Origin of the sequence: Streptomyces viridosporus, from assembly GCF_002078235.1 — a bacterium.
GTDB lineage: Bacteria > Actinomycetota > Actinomycetes > Streptomycetales > Streptomycetaceae > Streptomyces > Streptomyces viridosporus.
Genome location: NZ_MSGP01000288.1, coordinates 1 through 17,350, shown reverse-complemented (window position 1 = coordinate 17,350; position 17,350 = coordinate 1). Strand labels below are relative to the sequence as shown.

At 67.0% G+C, this 17,350-nt stretch carries 14 protein-coding genes and 1 pseudogene; 7 read left to right on the top strand and 8 right to left on the bottom strand.

Annotated features, from left to right (window positions below; genetic code table 11):
- Positions 1-120: 120 nt before the first annotated feature.
- The 7 genes from B7L92_RS20700 to B7L92_RS20670 all read right to left on the bottom strand — a co-directional run bounded on the left by B7L92_RS20700 (position 121) and on the right by B7L92_RS20670 (position 8,794).
- Entirely contained in the window at positions 121-1,548 is a 1,428-nt protein-coding gene (locus tag B7L92_RS20700) for an amino acid permease (RefSeq protein WP_081239001.1), read from the bottom strand.
- 159 nt (positions 1,549-1,707) lie between these two features.
- Complete coding sequence (locus B7L92_RS20695) at positions 1,708-2,661, bottom strand: prephenate dehydrogenase dimerization domain-containing protein (RefSeq protein WP_081239000.1); 954 nt, start codon at positions 2,659-2,661, stop codon at positions 1,708-1,710.
- Entirely contained in the window at positions 2,651-4,804 is a 2,154-nt protein-coding gene (gene pabB, locus B7L92_RS20690; RefSeq protein WP_081238999.1) for an aminodeoxychorismate synthase component I, read from the bottom strand. Before pabB ends, B7L92_RS20695 begins: the two co-directional genes overlap by 11 nt.
- Positions 4,801-5,112: a chorismate mutase family protein gene (locus tag B7L92_RS20685; RefSeq protein WP_081238998.1), complete on the bottom strand. Its 312-nt coding sequence runs from the start codon at positions 5,110-5,112 to the stop codon at positions 4,801-4,803. Before B7L92_RS20685 ends, pabB begins: the two co-directional genes overlap by 4 nt.
- Positions 5,113-5,118: 6 nt before the next feature.
- Complete coding sequence (locus B7L92_RS20680; protein ID WP_081238997.1) at positions 5,119-6,498, bottom strand: hypothetical protein; 1,380 nt, start codon at positions 6,496-6,498, stop codon at positions 5,119-5,121.
- 11 nt (positions 6,499-6,509) lie between these two features.
- Positions 6,510-7,652 carry an aminotransferase-like domain-containing protein gene (locus B7L92_RS20675; RefSeq protein WP_081238996.1) on the bottom strand — a complete coding sequence of 381 codons (1,143 nt, stop codon included), beginning with the start codon at positions 7,650-7,652 and terminating at the stop codon, positions 6,510-6,512.
- 41 nt (positions 7,653-7,693) lie between these two features.
- Complete coding sequence (locus B7L92_RS20670) at positions 7,694-8,794, bottom strand: amidinotransferase (protein ID WP_081238995.1); 1,101 nt, start codon at positions 8,792-8,794, stop codon at positions 7,694-7,696.
- Positions 8,795-9,555: 761 nt separating this feature from the next.
- Between B7L92_RS20670 and B7L92_RS20665 the strand changes: the two genes are divergently transcribed.
- Genes B7L92_RS20665 through B7L92_RS20635 form a run of 7 tightly spaced genes read left to right on the top strand, consistent with a single transcriptional unit; the run spans position 9,556 to position 16,269 of the window.
- Positions 9,556-10,866 carry a LeuA family protein gene (locus B7L92_RS20665; protein WP_143626360.1) on the top strand — a complete coding sequence of 437 codons (1,311 nt, stop codon included), beginning with the start codon at positions 9,556-9,558 and terminating at the stop codon, positions 10,864-10,866.
- 5 nt (positions 10,867-10,871) lie between these two features.
- On the top strand, positions 10,872-11,621 hold the full coding sequence (locus B7L92_RS20660; protein ID WP_159461052.1) for a YqcI/YcgG family protein: 750 nt from the start codon (positions 10,872-10,874) through the stop codon (positions 11,619-11,621).
- Between the two features lie 16 nt (positions 11,622-11,637).
- Positions 11,638-12,069: a hypothetical protein gene (locus tag B7L92_RS20655; protein ID WP_081238992.1), complete on the top strand. Its 432-nt coding sequence runs from the start codon at positions 11,638-11,640 to the stop codon at positions 12,067-12,069.
- Positions 12,069-13,406 carry an MFS transporter gene (locus B7L92_RS20650; RefSeq protein ID WP_081238991.1) on the top strand — a complete coding sequence of 446 codons (1,338 nt, stop codon included), beginning with the start codon at positions 12,069-12,071 and terminating at the stop codon, positions 13,404-13,406. Before B7L92_RS20655 ends, B7L92_RS20650 begins: the two co-directional genes overlap by 1 nt.
- Before the next feature lie 16 nt (positions 13,407-13,422).
- A complete protein-coding gene (locus B7L92_RS20645; protein WP_081238990.1) occupies positions 13,423-13,935 on the top strand; it encodes a LeuD/DmdB family oxidoreductase small subunit in 513 nt (170 codons plus the stop codon).
- Complete coding sequence (locus B7L92_RS20640) at positions 13,932-15,203, top strand: aconitase/3-isopropylmalate dehydratase large subunit family protein (protein ID WP_081238989.1); 1,272 nt, start codon at positions 13,932-13,934, stop codon at positions 15,201-15,203. Before B7L92_RS20645 ends, B7L92_RS20640 begins: the two co-directional genes overlap by 4 nt.
- A gap of 4 nt (positions 15,204-15,207) precedes the next feature.
- Entirely contained in the window at positions 15,208-16,269 is a 1,062-nt protein-coding gene (locus B7L92_RS20635; protein WP_081238988.1) for an isocitrate/isopropylmalate dehydrogenase family protein, read from the top strand.
- Positions 16,270-16,850: 581 nt separating this feature from the next.
- Here B7L92_RS20635 and B7L92_RS20630 read toward each other — a convergent pair.
- Positions 16,851-17,350: pseudogene (locus B7L92_RS20630) on the bottom strand (transposase family protein); the annotation flags it as partial.

Sequence of the window (17,350 nt, the reverse complement as noted above, 5' to 3'; positions counted from 1 at the left end):
TGCTGGGGGCGGCGGTCTCCGCCCTCGACCTGCGCGGCACCCGGCCTGCCGACCGGCGGAAGAACACGGCGCCCGCGGCCCGCGACGAAGCCAGCGGCGGCGTTCCGGGGTGAGCCGCGTTCAGCCGAGGTGTGCGTTCTCGGTCGCGGCCGAGGACGGCTCCGGCCGGCTCCTGCCGGTCCTCGTGTGGAGCTTGTAGGCGATGAACACCACCAGTACCCAGCCGCCCGAGACGTACAGCGAGGTGCGTGTCTCCGGCAGGACGGCGATGCAGACCAGAACCGCGGCCACGAACACCAGGGCGAGGTAGTTGCCGTAGGGATGGAACGGCATCTTGTAGCGGATCTGGTCCTCCTGGCCGTTGCGGATCCTGATCCTGCGGAATCTCAGGTGGCTGACCATGATGGAGGCCCAGGCGCACACCAGCCCGAAGACGGTGACCGAGGAGAAGATCTCGAAGACCTGGTCGGGTATCAGGAAGTTGAGCAGCACGCTCGCGAACATGGTGGCGAAAACCAGGCTGACCGCCCGGGACGGGATGTTCCTGTGGTTGACGGTTCCGAGGGAGGACGGCGCGTTGCCCTGCAGCGACAGGTTGTAGAAGGTGCGGCTGTTGGCGTACACGCTCGCGTTCACTGCCGACAGCACGGCTGTGATCACGACCAGGTTCATGACACTCGCCGCGGCGGGGATGCCGATCTCGGAGAACACCGTCACGAAGGGGCTGCCCTCACCGTCCAGTTCGGTCCAGGGGAAGATCGTGATGAGAACGGCGACGGCACCCACGTAGAAGATCATCAACCGCCAGAAGGTGGCGTTGACCGCCTTGGGCATCGTCTTGGTGACGTCCTTCGCCTCACCCGCCGCGATCCCGAGGGTTTCCACACCGCCGAACGAGAAGGCGACCATCACCAGGGCCAGGACCACTCCGGTCAAGCCGTGGGCGAAGAAGCCGCCGTGGTCGACCAGGTTGCCGAAGCCGATCGGCTGGCCGCCGTGGCCGATTCCCAAGAAGACCATGCCCGCGCCGAAGAGGATCATGGCCACGATCGCCACGACCTTGATCATCGCGAACCAGAACTCCGACTCGCCGTAGAAGTTCACACCGATGACGTTGACGGCGAACATCACGGTGACGGTGACCGCACCGGTCACCCAGATCGGCAGACCGGGGAACCAGTACTGGGCGAAGCGGCCCAGAGCGTTGAGTTCGGCCGCGCTGGTGGCGAGGAGGAAGACGAACGCGTTCCACCCGTTCAGGAAGCCGACGAAGCGGTGGATGTACCGGTTCGCGTAGGAGACGTAGGCGCCGGAGACGGGCTCCTCGACCGACATCTCGCCCAGGGCACGCATGACGAAGTAGATCGCCACGGCCCCGACGACGTAGGTCACGATGACCGCCGGACCCGCGGTCGCCACAGCCCAACCGGAGCCGTAGAACAGGCCGGTACCGATCGTGCCGCCGATGGCGATCATCTGGATGTGCCGGCTCTTGAGATCTCGCCTGAGGTTTTCCTTCTCGTACACCTCGGGGTTGCCGCTTGCCATCTCACTGCCTCCTGGACAGATCAGTTCCTGGACAGATCAGTTCGATTTCTGGTCAGTGGTCGTCCGGGCTCGTCGACCGGGTGAAGAGGGGCGTGGTGCACCGGCACCGAGAAGTGGACGCTGATCAGTGGTTTCGCAGGAGGCTGTCGAGCGGCACCGTCACGTCGGCTGACCGTGGCGGCGGAACATGTCCGCGCACAGGTCGGCGAGGCGGGGGGCGTCCGCGCCCAGGTAGGCGTGCAGTTCGGCGACGGTCGCGGCGAACGCGGCCTCGTCGCCGTCTCTCGCCAGCGCGATGAGCGTTTCAACACCGTTCTTCAGCGCAGCCCTCGCTTGCTCGGCGTCCGGGCTGCCGGTCTGGACGTCCCAGTACACCTCGGGCGCGGCGGAGGTGATGCGTGCCAGCAGCGCGAGCATCGCGGTGTGCGGTGGGGGCGCGAGCGCGCTCAGTTCGGCGACGCCGACGCCCAGTTGCCGCAGGGCGAGCCCGAAAGCGAGCACGGCCGCGTGCGTCGCCGCCTGGGCGGCGGCCATGAGCCGGTCATGCTCGCGGGCTTCGACCGGCACGATCCGCGCGCCCCACGACTCCATGAGGCCGAGCAGCGCGCGCACCCCGGGGCCGTCCTTGAGGCGGACCGCGGCGACCGGCCGGCCTCGCGGCCCCAGCGACGGGGCGTACATCGGGTTCAGGCTCACCGCCTCGATCTCGCCGCCCCGGCCCGACGCCTCCTGCACGGCGCTCAGTGTGCGATCGACGACGGTGCCCTTCACCGACGTGGTGTCGGCCAGTACCGCCCCAGGGCGCATCGCCGCCGCCAGCGGGAGTACGGCGTCCAGCACGACCTTCTCCGGTACGGCCAGTACCACGAGATCGGCGGCCGCCACCTCGTGCCTGATCGGCGGCTCGGGGCGGAGGACGTCGCCGGCGATCCGCCGCACCCCGGCGATCGGGGCGCGGCCCACCGGGGCGATGTCGACCGAGACCACGGCGAGCCCGGAGGCCGCGAGCCGCTCCGCGAACATGTGCCCGACAGCTCCGCTGCCACCGACCACCACGGCCCGGGCCAGCGGACCGGCGGCCGCCTCTCGGGGCTGCGGCAGCTCACCGTTCATGGGCACGGTGACCTCCCGCGGGGGGCGAGGCCGTCGCTTGCCGGCTGTGCGTGAGTGCCCTGAGCATGGCTCGGGCCTTCACCTGGGTTTCCTCGAACTCCTCGGCGGGATCCGACAGCGCGGTGATGGCGCCGCCGACACCGAAACTCACCTGGTCCTCGGTCGCGACGATCGTACGGATGAGGATGCTGAAGTCGGCTGCGCCGTTGAGCGAGAAGTAGCCGAGCGCCCCCGAGTAGATGCCCCGCGGCCCTGCCTCCAACCGGTCGATGATCTCCATGGTCCGTATCTTGGGCGCCCCGGTCATCGACCCGCCGGGGAACGCGGCGCGGAACGCCTCGATGGTCGAGGAACCGGACCGGAGGGAGCCTCGGACCGTGGACACGAGCTGGTGGACGGGTGCGTAGGACTCCACCGCGAACAGGTGGGGGACGTGCACGCTGCCGATCTCGCACACCCGGCCCAGGTCGTTGCGGAGCAGATCGACGATCATCAGGTTCTCGGCGCGTTCCTTCTCGAGTTTGATCAGCTCGAGACGGAGCCGCTCGTCCTCCTCCGGGGTGGCCCCGCGCGGCCGCGTGCCCTTGATCGGCTTGGCCTGGATCGTACGGTCGGCGCCGACCCGGAGGAACTGCTCGGGGGAGGCACTGAGCACCGACAGGCCGGGGAACCTGAGCAGCGCCCCGTAGGGCACCGGGCTGATCCGCCTCAACTGTGCGTACGTGGCCAGGGGGTCGATCGAGATCGGTGCCGTGGCCATGTTCGTCAGGCAGATCTCGTACGACTCGCCCGCCCGGATCTCCCGCTGGCATTCGGCGATGAGATCCAGATACTCCCGCCTCGAGTGCCGGAACGTCACCGGCAGCGCGGAGGCGTCGTCGCCCGCCGAGAGCAGCGGTGGGGTGGCGACCTCTCCGGGCCGGGCCGTTGGGTCGAGCTCCCCGACCCGGCGCGCCATGGCGTCCAGCCACTGGTCCGCAGCCGCTTCCTCGCCCGGTGCCGCCAGGCACATCAGGTGGCTGACCCGTTCCACGTGGTCGAGCACGAGGGCGCGGTCGGCGAAGAGCAGGGCCGCGTCCGGCTCCGGCGCGGAGTGGGCTGCGCGGCCCGCGTATTCGGCCTTGAGCTCGTATCCCATGTAGCCGACGTACCCCAGGGCGAACCCGAACGGTCCCGGGTGCTCGATCGCCCGCTCCCGGAGTTCCCGGTCGAGATAGTCGAAGATCGACTCCTGCCGCCGGGTGCGCTGTCCGGCGCGATCGACGGTCACGACGCGCTCTGCGATGCGGTAGGTGACGAATTCCGCGTGCGGCCCGGTCCCGTCGCCCATGAACGAGTAGCGCGACATTCCCGTCGCCGTCCCGCCGCTGTCCAGCAGGAAGCTGTGCTCGGCGCCCGCGAACAGCTTCCTGTACGCGGCCTCCGCATCCGGTAACAGCCCGATCTTCCTGGTGCGCAGGGAATACCGTGCCGGTCCCCCACGGTCTCCGGACCGGCGTGTGGGCGCCCGCTGGGGCTCTCGCCGCCCGGGCACCGTCGTGGGGGCCGGCTGCGCGGGGCTGCCCGCGCGCTCCTCGGTCAGCCGCCGGAAGTTCCGGAGCAGTTGCAGACCGTGCTCCGAGCAGATCGACTCCGGGTGGAACTGCACTCCCCAGATCGGCAGCGTGCGGTGCTGCACGCCCATGTTGACGCCGTCGGTCGTCCACGCGATCGGGCGTAACTCCTCCTCGGGGATGCGGGTCGCGACGAGCGAGTGGTAGCGAACCGCGTCGAAAGGCGACGGTATGCCGCTGAAGATGTCTTCCCCGACGTGGTGGATGCGGGACACGCGGCCGTGCATCGGCTCCTCACCGAGCTTGATGTCGGCGCCGAACAAGTGGCAGATCCCCTGGTGCCCCAGGCAGACCCCGAGGACCGGGACGCCGCTTTCCCGGATCGCTTGCGCACTCATCCCGAAATCGCGCGGCCGTTCCGGCCGCCCCGGGCCGGGGGATATCACGATGTTGTCGACGTCTCCGAACGCGGACAGCGGGCGGCCCGAATCGTTCTGGACGACTTCCGGAGGCCGTCCGTTCACCTCGGCCAGCATCTGGTAGAGGTTGTAGGTGAACGAATCGTAGTTGTCGATCAGCAGCGTTCTCATCGTTCCGGGTCTCCGTCGATCACCAAGTCCTCGACCCGGCACGATTCCTCGATGAGCAGGTCGTACAACTTGTGCAGGAAGTCGGGGTCGAGGCCGGTGGCGGCGGCGAAGTCGTCCGCCCTGCGATGTGCGGCCTCGATCCGGTGAGGCTGCATCATCGGCACGTCGTGTTCTCTCTTGTACTCCGCGATGCGTATGCAGCAGGCGATCCGGCGTTCGATCACCCGGAGCAGACTGTTGTCGATCTCGTTCAGTATCGAGCGCAGTTCTTCGATGTCCGAAACCTGCGAGAAATCCACCTCGGCCATTTCCGTCTAATCCCCCTCGCCCTTCCTGGCCATTTCCAGCAGATATCCCATGCAGCCCATGATCTCGCGGCGGAAGGACCGGTCGCGATATTCGTCATAGGCGTCGGCAGACTGCGGATACCACAACTTGAGCAAGCCGCCATCGGACAGCTTGCGCCTTTCGAAGTTGACGTACAGATCGGTGCGTGCCGCTTCGATGGTCTGGAGATCCGCGACGGACAATCCCAACGGGTTTCCCTGGGTGATTCGTCGATACATCTCGGGATAGAACTGGGCGCAGAGAATACCGCCGAACAACTGCAGCCCGAGATAGAAACCCAGGTAGGCCATCACCAGGAACGTGCCGGGATAGAGGGCGCCCGACCTCAGCGCCTCCACCACGCTCTCGCGGCTCAGTGGCAGCGTGCCGGCGACCCCGGTCGACTGCAGGGTGCCGGCCTCGTAGGCCATCGCCCGCGGCTCGCCCTTCCTGTTCGTCGTCCAGAAGAGAAAGGTCCCGGACCTGGTCTGCGAGTCCCAGCAGGAGCGGACGCCGTCGAAGGTGCGGTACACGGCGTCGCGCGTCGCGGGATCGAAGATCATCTCGTAGAACCAGCCGTCGCGCCCCGCCTCCAACTCCTCGATCATCGCGTCGCGGACCAGGACGCACATCGGGACGGTGACGTACTCGTCGGGCAGGTCCCAGTGGTTCGTGCGGACGAGCTCCTTCCAGTAGGAGTGGTTCAGCACCACCAGTTGCTTCCAGAGCGCGTCCAGCGAGGAGATGTCGCGATAGGCCCGCTCCCACCAGTCCCGCAGATCGGCGGCCCGGGCCCGGATGGCGGGAGGCCCGTCCGCCACGACCGCCTTGAGGTTGCGCTCGACGAACGCGCCGTCGACTGCCGGGGCGTCCGTGGCCAGCGTGTCGCGGTACTTGGAGGGCAGCAGGCGCACCCTGCGGTCGCCGACGAACAGATCCCTGGACAGCAGGATGTTGTCCAGCCTGATCGCCGTGATCGGCAGCGACAGCACGTACGCCTGCTCCCGTTGCCGTCGGTAGAGGGCCTGGTTGATGACCACGTTCAGGCTCTCCGGGTTGGTGATGCTGGCCATGTGCTCGGCCGCGGACAGCAGCGGCGAGCGCGTGAGTTGGTCGATGACGCCCGTGGACGTGCCCGGCGGGAACAGGTCGTCGATGTGCCGCCGCAGGACGGCCAGGAAGATGTCCGCCCGGTCGGCCTGGAAGGTGCTGCCGTCGACGGTGAGTCCCGCGTAGTAGCCGTCGACCGTGCCGTCCACCTCCAGTAGCCGACGGGCGTGTGGGAAGCGGCCGACGATCTCGTCCAGCTCGGTGGCCGACAGATCCGGCAGTTCCACGTCGGAGAACATGTCCGGGTCGGTGAACATCTCTGTCCCTCCTAAGCGATGCCGCGGTCACGGAACAGCCGCCCCAGGCGTTCGACTCCGGCCTCGATCTCGGCCGGGGACACGCAGGAGAAGGACAGCCGCAGATAGTTCCGCTTCGCCTGCTGCGGGCCGGAGAGGTAGAGATCGCCGGGTACGAAGGACACCCCGTACTCGGCCACCGCGACCTTGAGCAGCTCCCCGGTGTCCACGCCTTCCGGCAACTCCACCCAGAAGAACATCCCCGAATCGGGGCGCGAGAAGGGCGTCCCGGCCGGCAGGACCTCCTCGAGGCAGCGCCGCATGGCGTCGCGTCGTAGCGCGTACTCGCGTCGCAGGACGCCGATGTGCGCGGCCAGGTCGCACTGGTTCAGCAGGTGGCTCACGATGTACTGGCCCGGGGTGGCGACCTCGAGCGTGGACGCCTCCTTGACGACGAGGGCCTGGTCGACGAGTCCGTCGGGCACCACGATCCATCCGACCCGCAGCCCCGGACTAATGATCTTGGAGAAGGACCCGACGTAGAACACCCATCGGTCCTCCACCGAGCGAAGTGCCGGTCTCGGCTCGTGGTCGTACTGCAGGAAGCCGTAGGCGTCGTCCTCGATGAGCGTGAACGCGTTCTCCCGCGCCAGCGCGACCAGCGCCTGGCGCTCCGGTTCGGGCAGGCTGACACCGAGCGGGTTGTGTCCCTCGAGCATGACGTACATCGCGCCGGGACGGACGCCCGCACGCACCAGGTCGCCCACCGCCCCGGCCAAGCTCCCCGTCGTGCCGATGGTGTGAACGGGGGTGTCCCCCGCCAGCACGGCCGACAGCGCGCCGGTGTAGGTGATGTCCTCCAGCACGATCGGGCGGCCGGAGCCGCACAGCAGCCGCACGGCCATGTCGATCCCGTGCTGAGCGCCGTTGGTCAGCACGATCTGCTCCGGCGCGCAGGTCACGCCGCGCATGGCCATCAGCCGCACGATGTGCCCGCGTAACTCGTCGAGCGGGTTGGCGTACTGGTAGACGTCACCCGGGTTCTTGAACACGGCATCGACCGCGGCGGTCAGCTCGGTGACCGGAAACAGGTCCGGGTTGGGCAGGCCCAACGCGAAGGAGATGAGGTCCGCGTTCTTGCGCAGGACGAAGTCGAAGACCGATGTCTGGTCCATTCCTTCTCTCTTTTTCCGTACCGCTTTTCCGTACCGCCCGGTCAGAAGTAGCTCTCCAGGCTGCCGCGGCGCCGTATGTCCAGGGTGGCGCAGTGGAACGAGCCACCGAAGTTGTTGAAGTTCCAGAACGGGCACTCGATCACCTCGAGCCCCCAGTCCTTGAACGCCTTGATCGTGTTGACCTCCCCGGCGGCCACGATCACCCGCGAGGCGTCCAGCATGAGGACGTTGGCGTTCATCCATTTACTGGAGAAGTACAGGGGGTAGGAGTCCGGGACGCACGGATCGGGAGTCCTCAGCACATCCCAGTTCTTGAACATGCGCGGTATCGACGTCACCCGCTCCGGATGCACCAGCAGCTTCCCGGGTGCCAGCGGGTAGAAGGTCGCGTCGATGTGCATGGCGTGCGGATCGTTGAACACCAGCCGGTGCACCCGGTAGGTATCGGGATGCGTGGCGTCGAGATAGCGCTGCAGCCACTCGATGCCGGCTTCGTTGCACGTGCTGCTCAGTCCCATGAAGATGTCGCGCCCGCACTTGATGGCGTCCGCGGCGTCGAAGACCGGCTCCTGCTCGTTGAGGACGAACCGGGGCGGCTCGCCCGGACCGGCGGCGGTGAACGACTCCTTGTAGAGGTCGTCTCGCAACTCCGGCTTGGGGGCGGCGACCCAGTTGGCACCGCGTTCGTAGTACTCCTTGATCAGCGACCGGAACGCGAACGTCTCGAAGTACCGGCTCCGCCACGCCATCGGCGTCTCGATGATGTCCTTGCCGATCACCAGCAGGGAATCGCGCGGGTTGGCCACACCCAGTTCGTTGGGCACGCGCCAGTGCGGTGTCCGCAGCTCCCCGCCGTAGTCCCTGAGGTCGGGACGCCGTACGGTGACGCCTTCGCCTTTCAGGATGGAGATCAGCTCGTCGAGCTCCCGCTGAGCGGCCCGGATCTCCGCAGCCGGCCACTCCTCGCCGCCCCGGGTCTTGTAGAAGTCGAAGTAGTCCTCATACATGCAGCCAAGCATGTCCGGTTCCCAGGCGGGAATCAGTAATCCTTCGAGCCGACCGACGATGATCTCCTCGAGGGGGTCCCACTCGTTGTGTATGTTGACGACCGGCTCGGTCGGCTTTCCAGCCACAGCGCTCATGTCCGCATCTTCCTTCCGGAGTCACTTGTACGCAGCTGACTCAAGGCACATTGATGTCGGCGTGTACGGTCTCTTGAGCAGGAAAAGGGCAGGGACTTGCTGACAAATGAAGTCGAACTCTGATGCCGGTTATGCCCGGAAGGTCGGCTACAGCGGGTTCGGGCGGCAACGGGGGCCGCGCCGCGAAATGCCCTGCTCTACTTGGATACCTGGTGACCTTATCCCCACGATGGGAGATCCCTCCGAAGATCAAAGCGAAAGGGGCCTGCTCATACTTCATCTCGAGTGAGACTCTGTCAATCGTGCAACAGGAGTTTCGTGATCGGCAAGGTGCCCTTGCCGACCGGGGGTTTTTGGCCACGGGATCCGGCCATAGTCAGCTTTCGGACATGAGCCACGACGCCGCTCCCACGGTGCCCACCAGCCCCGACTAACCGCTCAGACATGTCGACAGCACTGTTCCACTTGTCTGGTTCCTGTCGTTGACAGGTTGTAATTTTGTATGAAGCATGAGTGAGTCTGTTCCATCGTGATCTACGGAGAGGGACCCGCCATCGTGGGGGACAGGATCATTAGGCAGGCACTCCGCGGCGCGAACTTCACTCGCCCCCGGACGATCGTGAACTGGACAACCACACCTTTTTCCGGAGCTCCGGGGCCTGCCCTGCGATAACTCCTCGATTTCGTATGCCGTCGCACGATGGCGGCACACTCGAGGAGACTGCGGTGCGTTCCCTTGCGTTCCCAGATTCTGCGTATCAGTGCACCTGAAATCGACCGTCCGGCGACATGCATGGGCCGCCAGTAGCGCAATGCCGTTGCCGAAAAACGCGGGAGTGAGTATGTCGAACATCGGGGAGACTCTCTTCACCTGGAACGAGCCGCTTCCTGGCGACCAGAGGTCCGTCGAGATCGAGGACGACACCTTGAGGGACGGCCTGCAGGGGAGCTTCATCCGCAAGCCCACGGTTGAGGAGAAGGCCGAGCTGATCCGGATGTCGGCCGGCATCGGAGCGCGTCACGCGGTCCTGGGCTTCCCCGCCAGCTCGCCCGCGGAGTTCTCGGACAGCCAGCGCCTGCTGTCGGTCATAGCGGACGACGACCTGCCCCTCATGCCCTGGTTCCTCGGTCGCGCGGTGCAGGAGGACCTGGAGCCGATACTCCGGCTGCGTGACCACTTCGGCGCGGACGTCGGCGCCGCCTTCTTCATCGGCACCAGCCCGATACGGCGCTACGTCGAGAAGTGGGACATGTCCCAGATCATGGAGCGCATCACCGGCACGATGGAGTACCTGGAAAAGGTCGGTCTGCCCTTCTCCTTCAGCGTCGAGGACGCGAGCCGGACCCCACCCGAAGAGCTCCGGGCGATGGTCGAGCTGGCCGTGCAGCATTCGGCCTACAGCATCGCGGTGTGCGACACGGTGGGCGAGAGCACGCCGGCGGGGGTCCATCGACTGGTGGGTTTCGTCAAGTCGATCATCAAGGACCGCGGCTCGGACGTGAAAATCCTGTGGCACGGGCACAACGACCGGGGCCTGGGACTGGCGAACTCGATCGCCGCCGTCGAGGTGGGGGCCGACATCGTCGGCGGGGCGTTCCTGGGGATCGGCGAGAGGAGCGGGAACACCGCCCTGGAACAGGTCATCATGTACCTCTATCAGAACGGCGTCGGAAACTTCGACGTCAAGGGCCTGATCCCCTACCTCAAGAAGCTGTCCGCCGCGACGGAATTCCCGATTCCGGTGAACATGCCGCTCGTGGGCAAGCAGGCGTTCGCCACCTGCACCGGCACCCATGCGGCCGCGGTCCTGAAGGCAGCCGACATCGGCACGGATTTCGAGGACTACGTCTTCAGCAGCATTCCGGCGAGCAAGCTCGGTGCGGTGCAGGACATCGGCGTGGGCCCGACGAGCGGCATGGCCAACGCCAAGTACGTACTGGAGAAGGGGAACATGGATTCCTCCGAGGGCACGGCCGAGGAACTCCTGGCCTACGCCAAGAAGCAGCATCGTCTCCTGTACGAGGATGAGATCATCGCATGGTACAAGCAGCATGCAGCGAAGGGATCCTGAACCAGGTGTCCCAGGCAGAGCTGTGGACCGCGGAACAGATAGAGCAGGCGGACTCGGCCGATCCGCTGTGGAGTTGGGTCGTACCCGCTTTTCGGGCGTTCGACCTGACGATGCTGGACGAGTCCGCGAAATTCCCGTGCATCTTCGGAGTCAGCGCGCAGAACAACGGCCACAACAGCTTCGCCGCACTGGATGCGCGGCTGCCGCGCGCGCACGGGGTAGAAAGGCTGGCGGAGACTCTGCGCGCCTTCCGGGAAAAGGCATGGACCGGGCCGCGGCGCCAGTCGCTCGCGGTGTTCGTGGGTCCGCCGGCAGAGGTCCCGGACCTCGACCACGACCGAGAGAGGTTCTGGCGTCTGCTGGAGGACCTGCGGGCCCATGACCGGTCGCCCTGGCCGGACGACTCCCCGCGCGATCCGACGGATCCGAAATGGGACTGGTGCTTCGCCGGAGAGCCGTGGTTCACCTTCATGTGCAGCCCGGCCTATGTCGCGCGGCGCAGCAGGGCCATCGGCCACTGCCTGACCGTAGTCTTCCAGACCAGGCGGATCTTCGAGGGCCTGGCCGGCAACACCCCGCCGGGCCAGAAGGCGAAGAAAGCCGTCCGTGACAGGTTGGCCGCGTACGAAGAACTGCCCCCGCATCCCCATCTGGGTTCCGCGGAACGGCAGGTCGACTCCAAGTGGCGGCAGTACTTCCTGCCGGATGACCTGACGGAGTTCCCAGTCGATGCCTGCCCTTACAAGGGAGTCTGATGCGGGAGAAAGAACCATGGAACTGACCGACCTCGAAGAGGCCGGGTTCAGCGTCTGCGACGACCCGAGGTTACTCACGGAGGCCGAACGCCAGGCCCGGACGGCGGGAGCACACGTGTTACGCGCCGACCGGCGCGATCCCGATCCCGACCGGCTGCGCGATGCGGGATTCGTCGAGCTGCGCCTCGAGGGGGGCACGGTGCCGACGGGCATGCTGGGCGACCCGGGCTGCGGGCTCGTCGCGGACAAGATGCCCGGCCTGCGGCAGCCCGTGCTGCGCTTCGAGCAGCTGCCCGCCGCTGGGGACGCCCCGTACGCCCCGCCGGCCGCCGGCGACCTGGCCGGTGCCGCGCGCCGGCTGCGGCCGGTCTGCTTCGTGTCCGACGAGACCGATGAGGCCGCGGTGCGGCCGTACCGGCGCTGGGCGCAGGTGCGCCGGGTCCGGTGATGGCTGCCAAGGAATCGAAGCCGAGAGCCGGATCGGACGGGAAGCCCGCCGAAGCCCTGGCCCTCTTCCAGCTCTTACGCCGTAACGCCAACCTGCGCAGGCTCGTGGTCTCGGTGCTCCTGATGGAGGTCGGACAGTGGGCCACCTGGATCGCCATCCCCCTCTTCGTCATCGAACGTCATGGGCTCGGTCTCAACGTGGGGCTGACGACCGGATTGGTGGCCCTCCCGAACATTTTCCTCGGCGTTGCCGTGGGGAACATCGTCGACCGCAACAACCCCCGTGACGTCCTCGTCACCAGTGCGGTGTTCAGCGGGCTGATGGTCGCTCTGTTCCCGCTCACCACGGCGCTGTGGCAGGTCCAGGTACTGGCCGTGCTCGTGGGCATCGGCTACATGTTCGTCGTGCCCGCGGCGCTCGCGCTGCGTCCGCGGGTGATGGACGCCGGTTCCGAGATGAGCGGAAACGGCCTGGTCGTCACCGCTCAGAGGCTGGCCCGCTTCATCGGCCCCGCGGTCGCCGGGCCCGGCATCGCCCTCGTCGGGCTTTCCTGGATCTTCGTGCTGGAAGGCGTCATGGCGCTGATCGCCACGCTGTTCTTCGTCCGGATCTCCAGCCGTGCGCCGGTCGAGCCCGACCCGGGGAACCGCACGGCGGGCATCGCGGCGGCCCTGCGCCCTGCGAACTGGGCCGGGGAGCTGGTCGGCGGCGTCCGGAGCGTCGCCGGGTTCCTGCGGGGCAGTCCGCGGCTCACCGCGCTGACCGTGACCGTTCTGACGTACTACCTCGCGTTCGGGGCCGGCACCGTCCTGCTGGCCGCCTATTCGCTGGGCGAGTTCCGCGATGTGCCCGGCCTGCTCGGCTACCTGTTCGGGGCTCTCGGGCTGGGCGGCATCGCCGGTGCCACGCTGGCACCGATGCTGGGCAGGTACCGCAGCGGGGTCGTGTACGTGGTGGCCAGCGTCCTGGAGGGGGTGGCCTGGCTCATCCTCCCCTGGACCGGCAGCGCCACCGGCGCGGTGCTGCTGATGTTCATCGCCGGCGCGCTCGAATCGGCCGCCACGGTCCTCTTCTTCACCGAGGTGCAGCACCTTGTGCCCGCGGAGTACACGGGTCGGTACTACGCGACGGTGCTCTCCGTCGGCGACGCCTGCCAGTTGGCGGGCCGATCGCTGGGCGGGTTCCTGACTCCTGTGATCGGCGTGTCCTGGGCGGTGGTGTCGGTCGGCGCCGTCTTCGCCCTCCCGGCCATCCTGCTGGCCGCGCCACTGGTGCGGGAAGCACCGGGCTCGCCCCTGACCACGGACCAACCGCGGAAGAAGCCATCCCATCCATGAAGGGCAAGGAGTGCCAGTGCGCAACCTACTGACAGGCAAGGCCTACCACTGCGGGGACTACGTCAACACGGACCTCATGGCGCCCGGCAGGTTCGAGCCGATAGAGAGTGACGAGCAGCTCGCCCGCATCGCGCTGATCGACTACCAGGGCGTCGTCCCGTTCGTCAATGAGAAGACGGGCCGCTCGGACTACCAGGTGATCGTCGCGGGCCGGGAATTCGGCTGCGGTTCCAGCCGCGAGACGGCGCCGCAGGCCCTGAGCCTCGCGGGCGTGCAGGTCGTCATCGCGAAAACCTTCGGGAACATCTTCTTCCGCAACTGCATCAACATGGGCATTCTGCTCCCGATCCGGATCGACCACGACTTCGACGAGTCGGTCCACGACGAGACCGTCGAGGTCGATCTCGACGCACGTCGCTGCACGGTGGCCGGCGAGACCCACACGTTCAAGGACTTCGGCCCGCTTCTTTCCATCATGAACGCCGGAGGCCTGATTCCGTACGCGCTTCAGCAAGGAGATCAGCGATGACACCGCAGAGCATGACCCACAAGATCTTCGCGCGTCAGGCGGGAAGGGACCACGTCGAGTCCGGAGAGTTCATCGAGGCCCGCATCAACATGAGCTTCACCCATGACCCGGGGATAGCCGTGCTGACGGAGACCTTCTACAACGGCTTCGGCCAGGACGCGAAGGTCTGGGACCCCTCCCGCGTCGCCCTGTTCCAGGACCACCTGGTGCCCGCGAAGGATCCCGCGTCGCGCAACCTGGTCAAGATCATGGACGAGTTCGCCGCGGCCCAGGGAATCCAGCACTACTTCCCGTACGGTCCGAACTACGGCGTCTCGCACACCGTCCTGATCGAGCAGGGCCTCACGCTGCCCGGCGAACTCCTGGTCGGCAACGACTCGCACACCGTCACCGGCGGAGCGTTCAACGCGCTCGCCACCGGCGTCGGCATCGTGGACATGGCGGCCGTGCTCAAGACCGGTCGGCTCTGGTTCTCGGTGCCCGAGGTGATGCAGGTGAGCATCAACGGCCGGCTGCAGCCGAATGTGCAGGCGATGGACATCATGCTGCGGCTGCTGAGCGACATCAAAATGGGTGGCGCGTCCGGAAAGGCGATCGAGTGGGCGGGGTCGACCATCGACGACCTGACGCTGGACCAGCGGACCTCGCTCTGCAACATGGTGGTCGAGGGCGGGGCCATGAACGGCATCATGACCTTGACCCCGGAGGTGGAGAAGTTCCTTTCCGAGGTCGCCCAACGACCGTACGAGCCGGTGACGCCGGACCCGGATTTCGAGTACGAAAGGGTCGTGTCCTACCAGGCGGAGGACATCGAGCCGATGATCGCCCTGCCGCACAAGCCGGACAACGGGGTGCCCTTGAGCGAAGTCGTCGGCAAGGGCATCAAGGTGGACCAGGTGTACGTCGGCGGATGCGCGGGCGGCAAATTCGAGGACATCAAGATATTCGCCGACGTGGTACGCGGAAACCGGATCGCGAAGGGGATCCAGGTCGTCGTGGTGCCCGCGACGATGTCGGTCTACCGGGCGATGACGGTGCAGGGCATCACTCAGGACCTGGTGATGGCGGGCGTCAATGTGGAATCGCCCGGCTGCAAGGCGTGCTTCGGCGCCCACGGCGCCGTCCTGGGGGACGGCGACGTCTGCCTGGCGACGATCAACCGGAACTTCCGGGGCAGGATGGGCTCCCCCAACGCCTCGGTCTATCTGGCGTCCTCCATGACGGCCGGGCACACCGCGCTGCACGGCTACATCACGGACGGGAAATGACGGCATGCCCATGAACGTGATCGTGATGCCGGGCGACGGCATCGGGCCGGAGGTGACACGTGAGGGCGTGCGTGTCCTCACCGCCGCGGCCGAAATATGTGGCTTCGAGCTGGAGCTGCGGCAATTCGACGTGGGCGAGGGCGCGTTCCAGGAAAGCGGGGATTACATCTCTGCGGAGGCGTTACGGGCCTGCGACGAGGGGCAGGCCGAGGGAAACACGGCGATCCTGTTCGGGGCGGTCCCGTCCGAGCCGATCGGTCTGCTCAGGGAACGCTACGACCTGTACGCCAACCTTCGCCCGGTGCGGTCGTACCCGAGCCTGAGCAGCGTCTCCCCGCTCAGGCCGGAGGTCATCGACGGAACGGACCTGCTGGTCGTACGAGAGCTGACCTCCGACGTCTACTACGGCAAGCAGCGGCAGGGCCACGGAAGCGGTGGCGAGTGGGCGTCACAGGAGATGTACTACGACGAGTCCCAGGCCCGGCGCATCGCGACGGTGGCCTTCGAGGAGGCTCGCCGCAGGCGCAAGAGGCTGACCTTCGCACACAAGTCCAACGCGATCGGCCCCGTGTTCTCCGTGTGGTGGAAGGTTCTGACGCCGCTGCGCGAGCAGTACGGCGACGTCGTCTTCGACGACTTCTACGTGGACAACATGGCTGCCCAGCTCTGCCTGCGGCCGGCGGACTTCGACGTGATCCTGGCGCCGAACCTGTTCGGAGACATCCTGAGCGATCTCGCCGGAGGGCTCGTCGGTTCACTGGGCCTGCTGCCGTCCGCGAGTCTGAACGACCGGGGCTTCGGTCTCTACGAGCCGGTCAGCGGGACGGCACCGATGATCGCCGGGAAGAACATCGCCAACCCCCTCGGCTCGATCCTGTCGGTGGCGATGATGTGCGAGCACGCGTTCCACAGGACCGACGCCAGGGAGCTCATCGAGGCAGCCGTCCTCGCCACGATCCCGACCTGCGCCACCGCGGACATCAGTGGGTCAGGGCCGTCCGTCACGACAGCCGAGCTGGGCAAGGCGGTCACCGACCACATGCGTGAGACGGCCGCGAACGGCTGATGCCCGGGAGTGCGACCGGCCGGGACACCTGTCCCGGCCGGCGCCCTCATCGACGGCCACTCCCGGAAGCCAGACCGCCACCTTCCGGCGAGAGCTGCCGGACCCGGCTACGTGCCAACCGGGTGACCCAACCCCGCTCCGGGGATATCACGACGAGAATTCGAGTCACCCGGCCACCTTCCGCTATGACCTGGAGTTCCGTTTCTCCGCCGAAGGTAGCCGGACGGAACAGACCTGATAAGCACCCGTCACGCCTTTCCACCGCGCACAGGGAGAGATGGTGCTCCGGCGTCGCATTCGCCAGCGTTTCTCGGACATGCTCGGCGCCGCGCTCCACGCACAGACCGGAGTCGAGCCACCGCAGTTCGACGTCTTCCCCGATGAATCGGGAGGTTTCTGGTGGCTCGGACCGAGTTCCGAGCGAATTGAACCACATCTGGAAAGCAAGCACTGCTGCCATATCCTGGCAGGACCTTTTATCCATCAAGAAAATCTATCATCCCCGGACAGTTGAGTTGTCTCGGAATTCACGAAATTCTTTGGCGGGTTGAGGGATGGGCAGATCTCCCGATGAGCCGTTTTCAACCTTCGTTTGAGCAGGTCAAGTGGAGGGTGAGGACGGCTTGGCCGAGGCTGGTGATACGGGTGGTGGGAAATCGCAGCTTGCGCAGGAGCCGCCAGGTCCTGAGGGTGGCCATGGCCTGTTCGCCGAGGGCGCGGGTCTTCGCGTGGGCGCGGCCGGCTTCCCGCCGCCCTGCGGACGGCCTCTCCCACCGGCCGCAGCAGGGCAGCCGGACCGTGCCTCCGTCGCCCTGGCATCCCTGGTCCACCCCGCAGCGGATGCCGGCTCCGGCCAGAGCGTCGACGATGCCGTGCGCGCGGGCCGCGCGGATGCCGTGGACGGCGCCGGGCGGCGCGGGCGAGGCCCACCGCAGCCCGCCTGCCGGGTCGGCGCGGACCTGCACGTCCAGGCCGTGCCCCCTGGTGCCTGCCGGAGCAGAAGGGCCGGCCGGCGGCGATGCGGTCGATCGGCAGGAGGGTCCCGTCCAGGGCCACGAAGGCGTTGCGGGAAGCGGCCTGC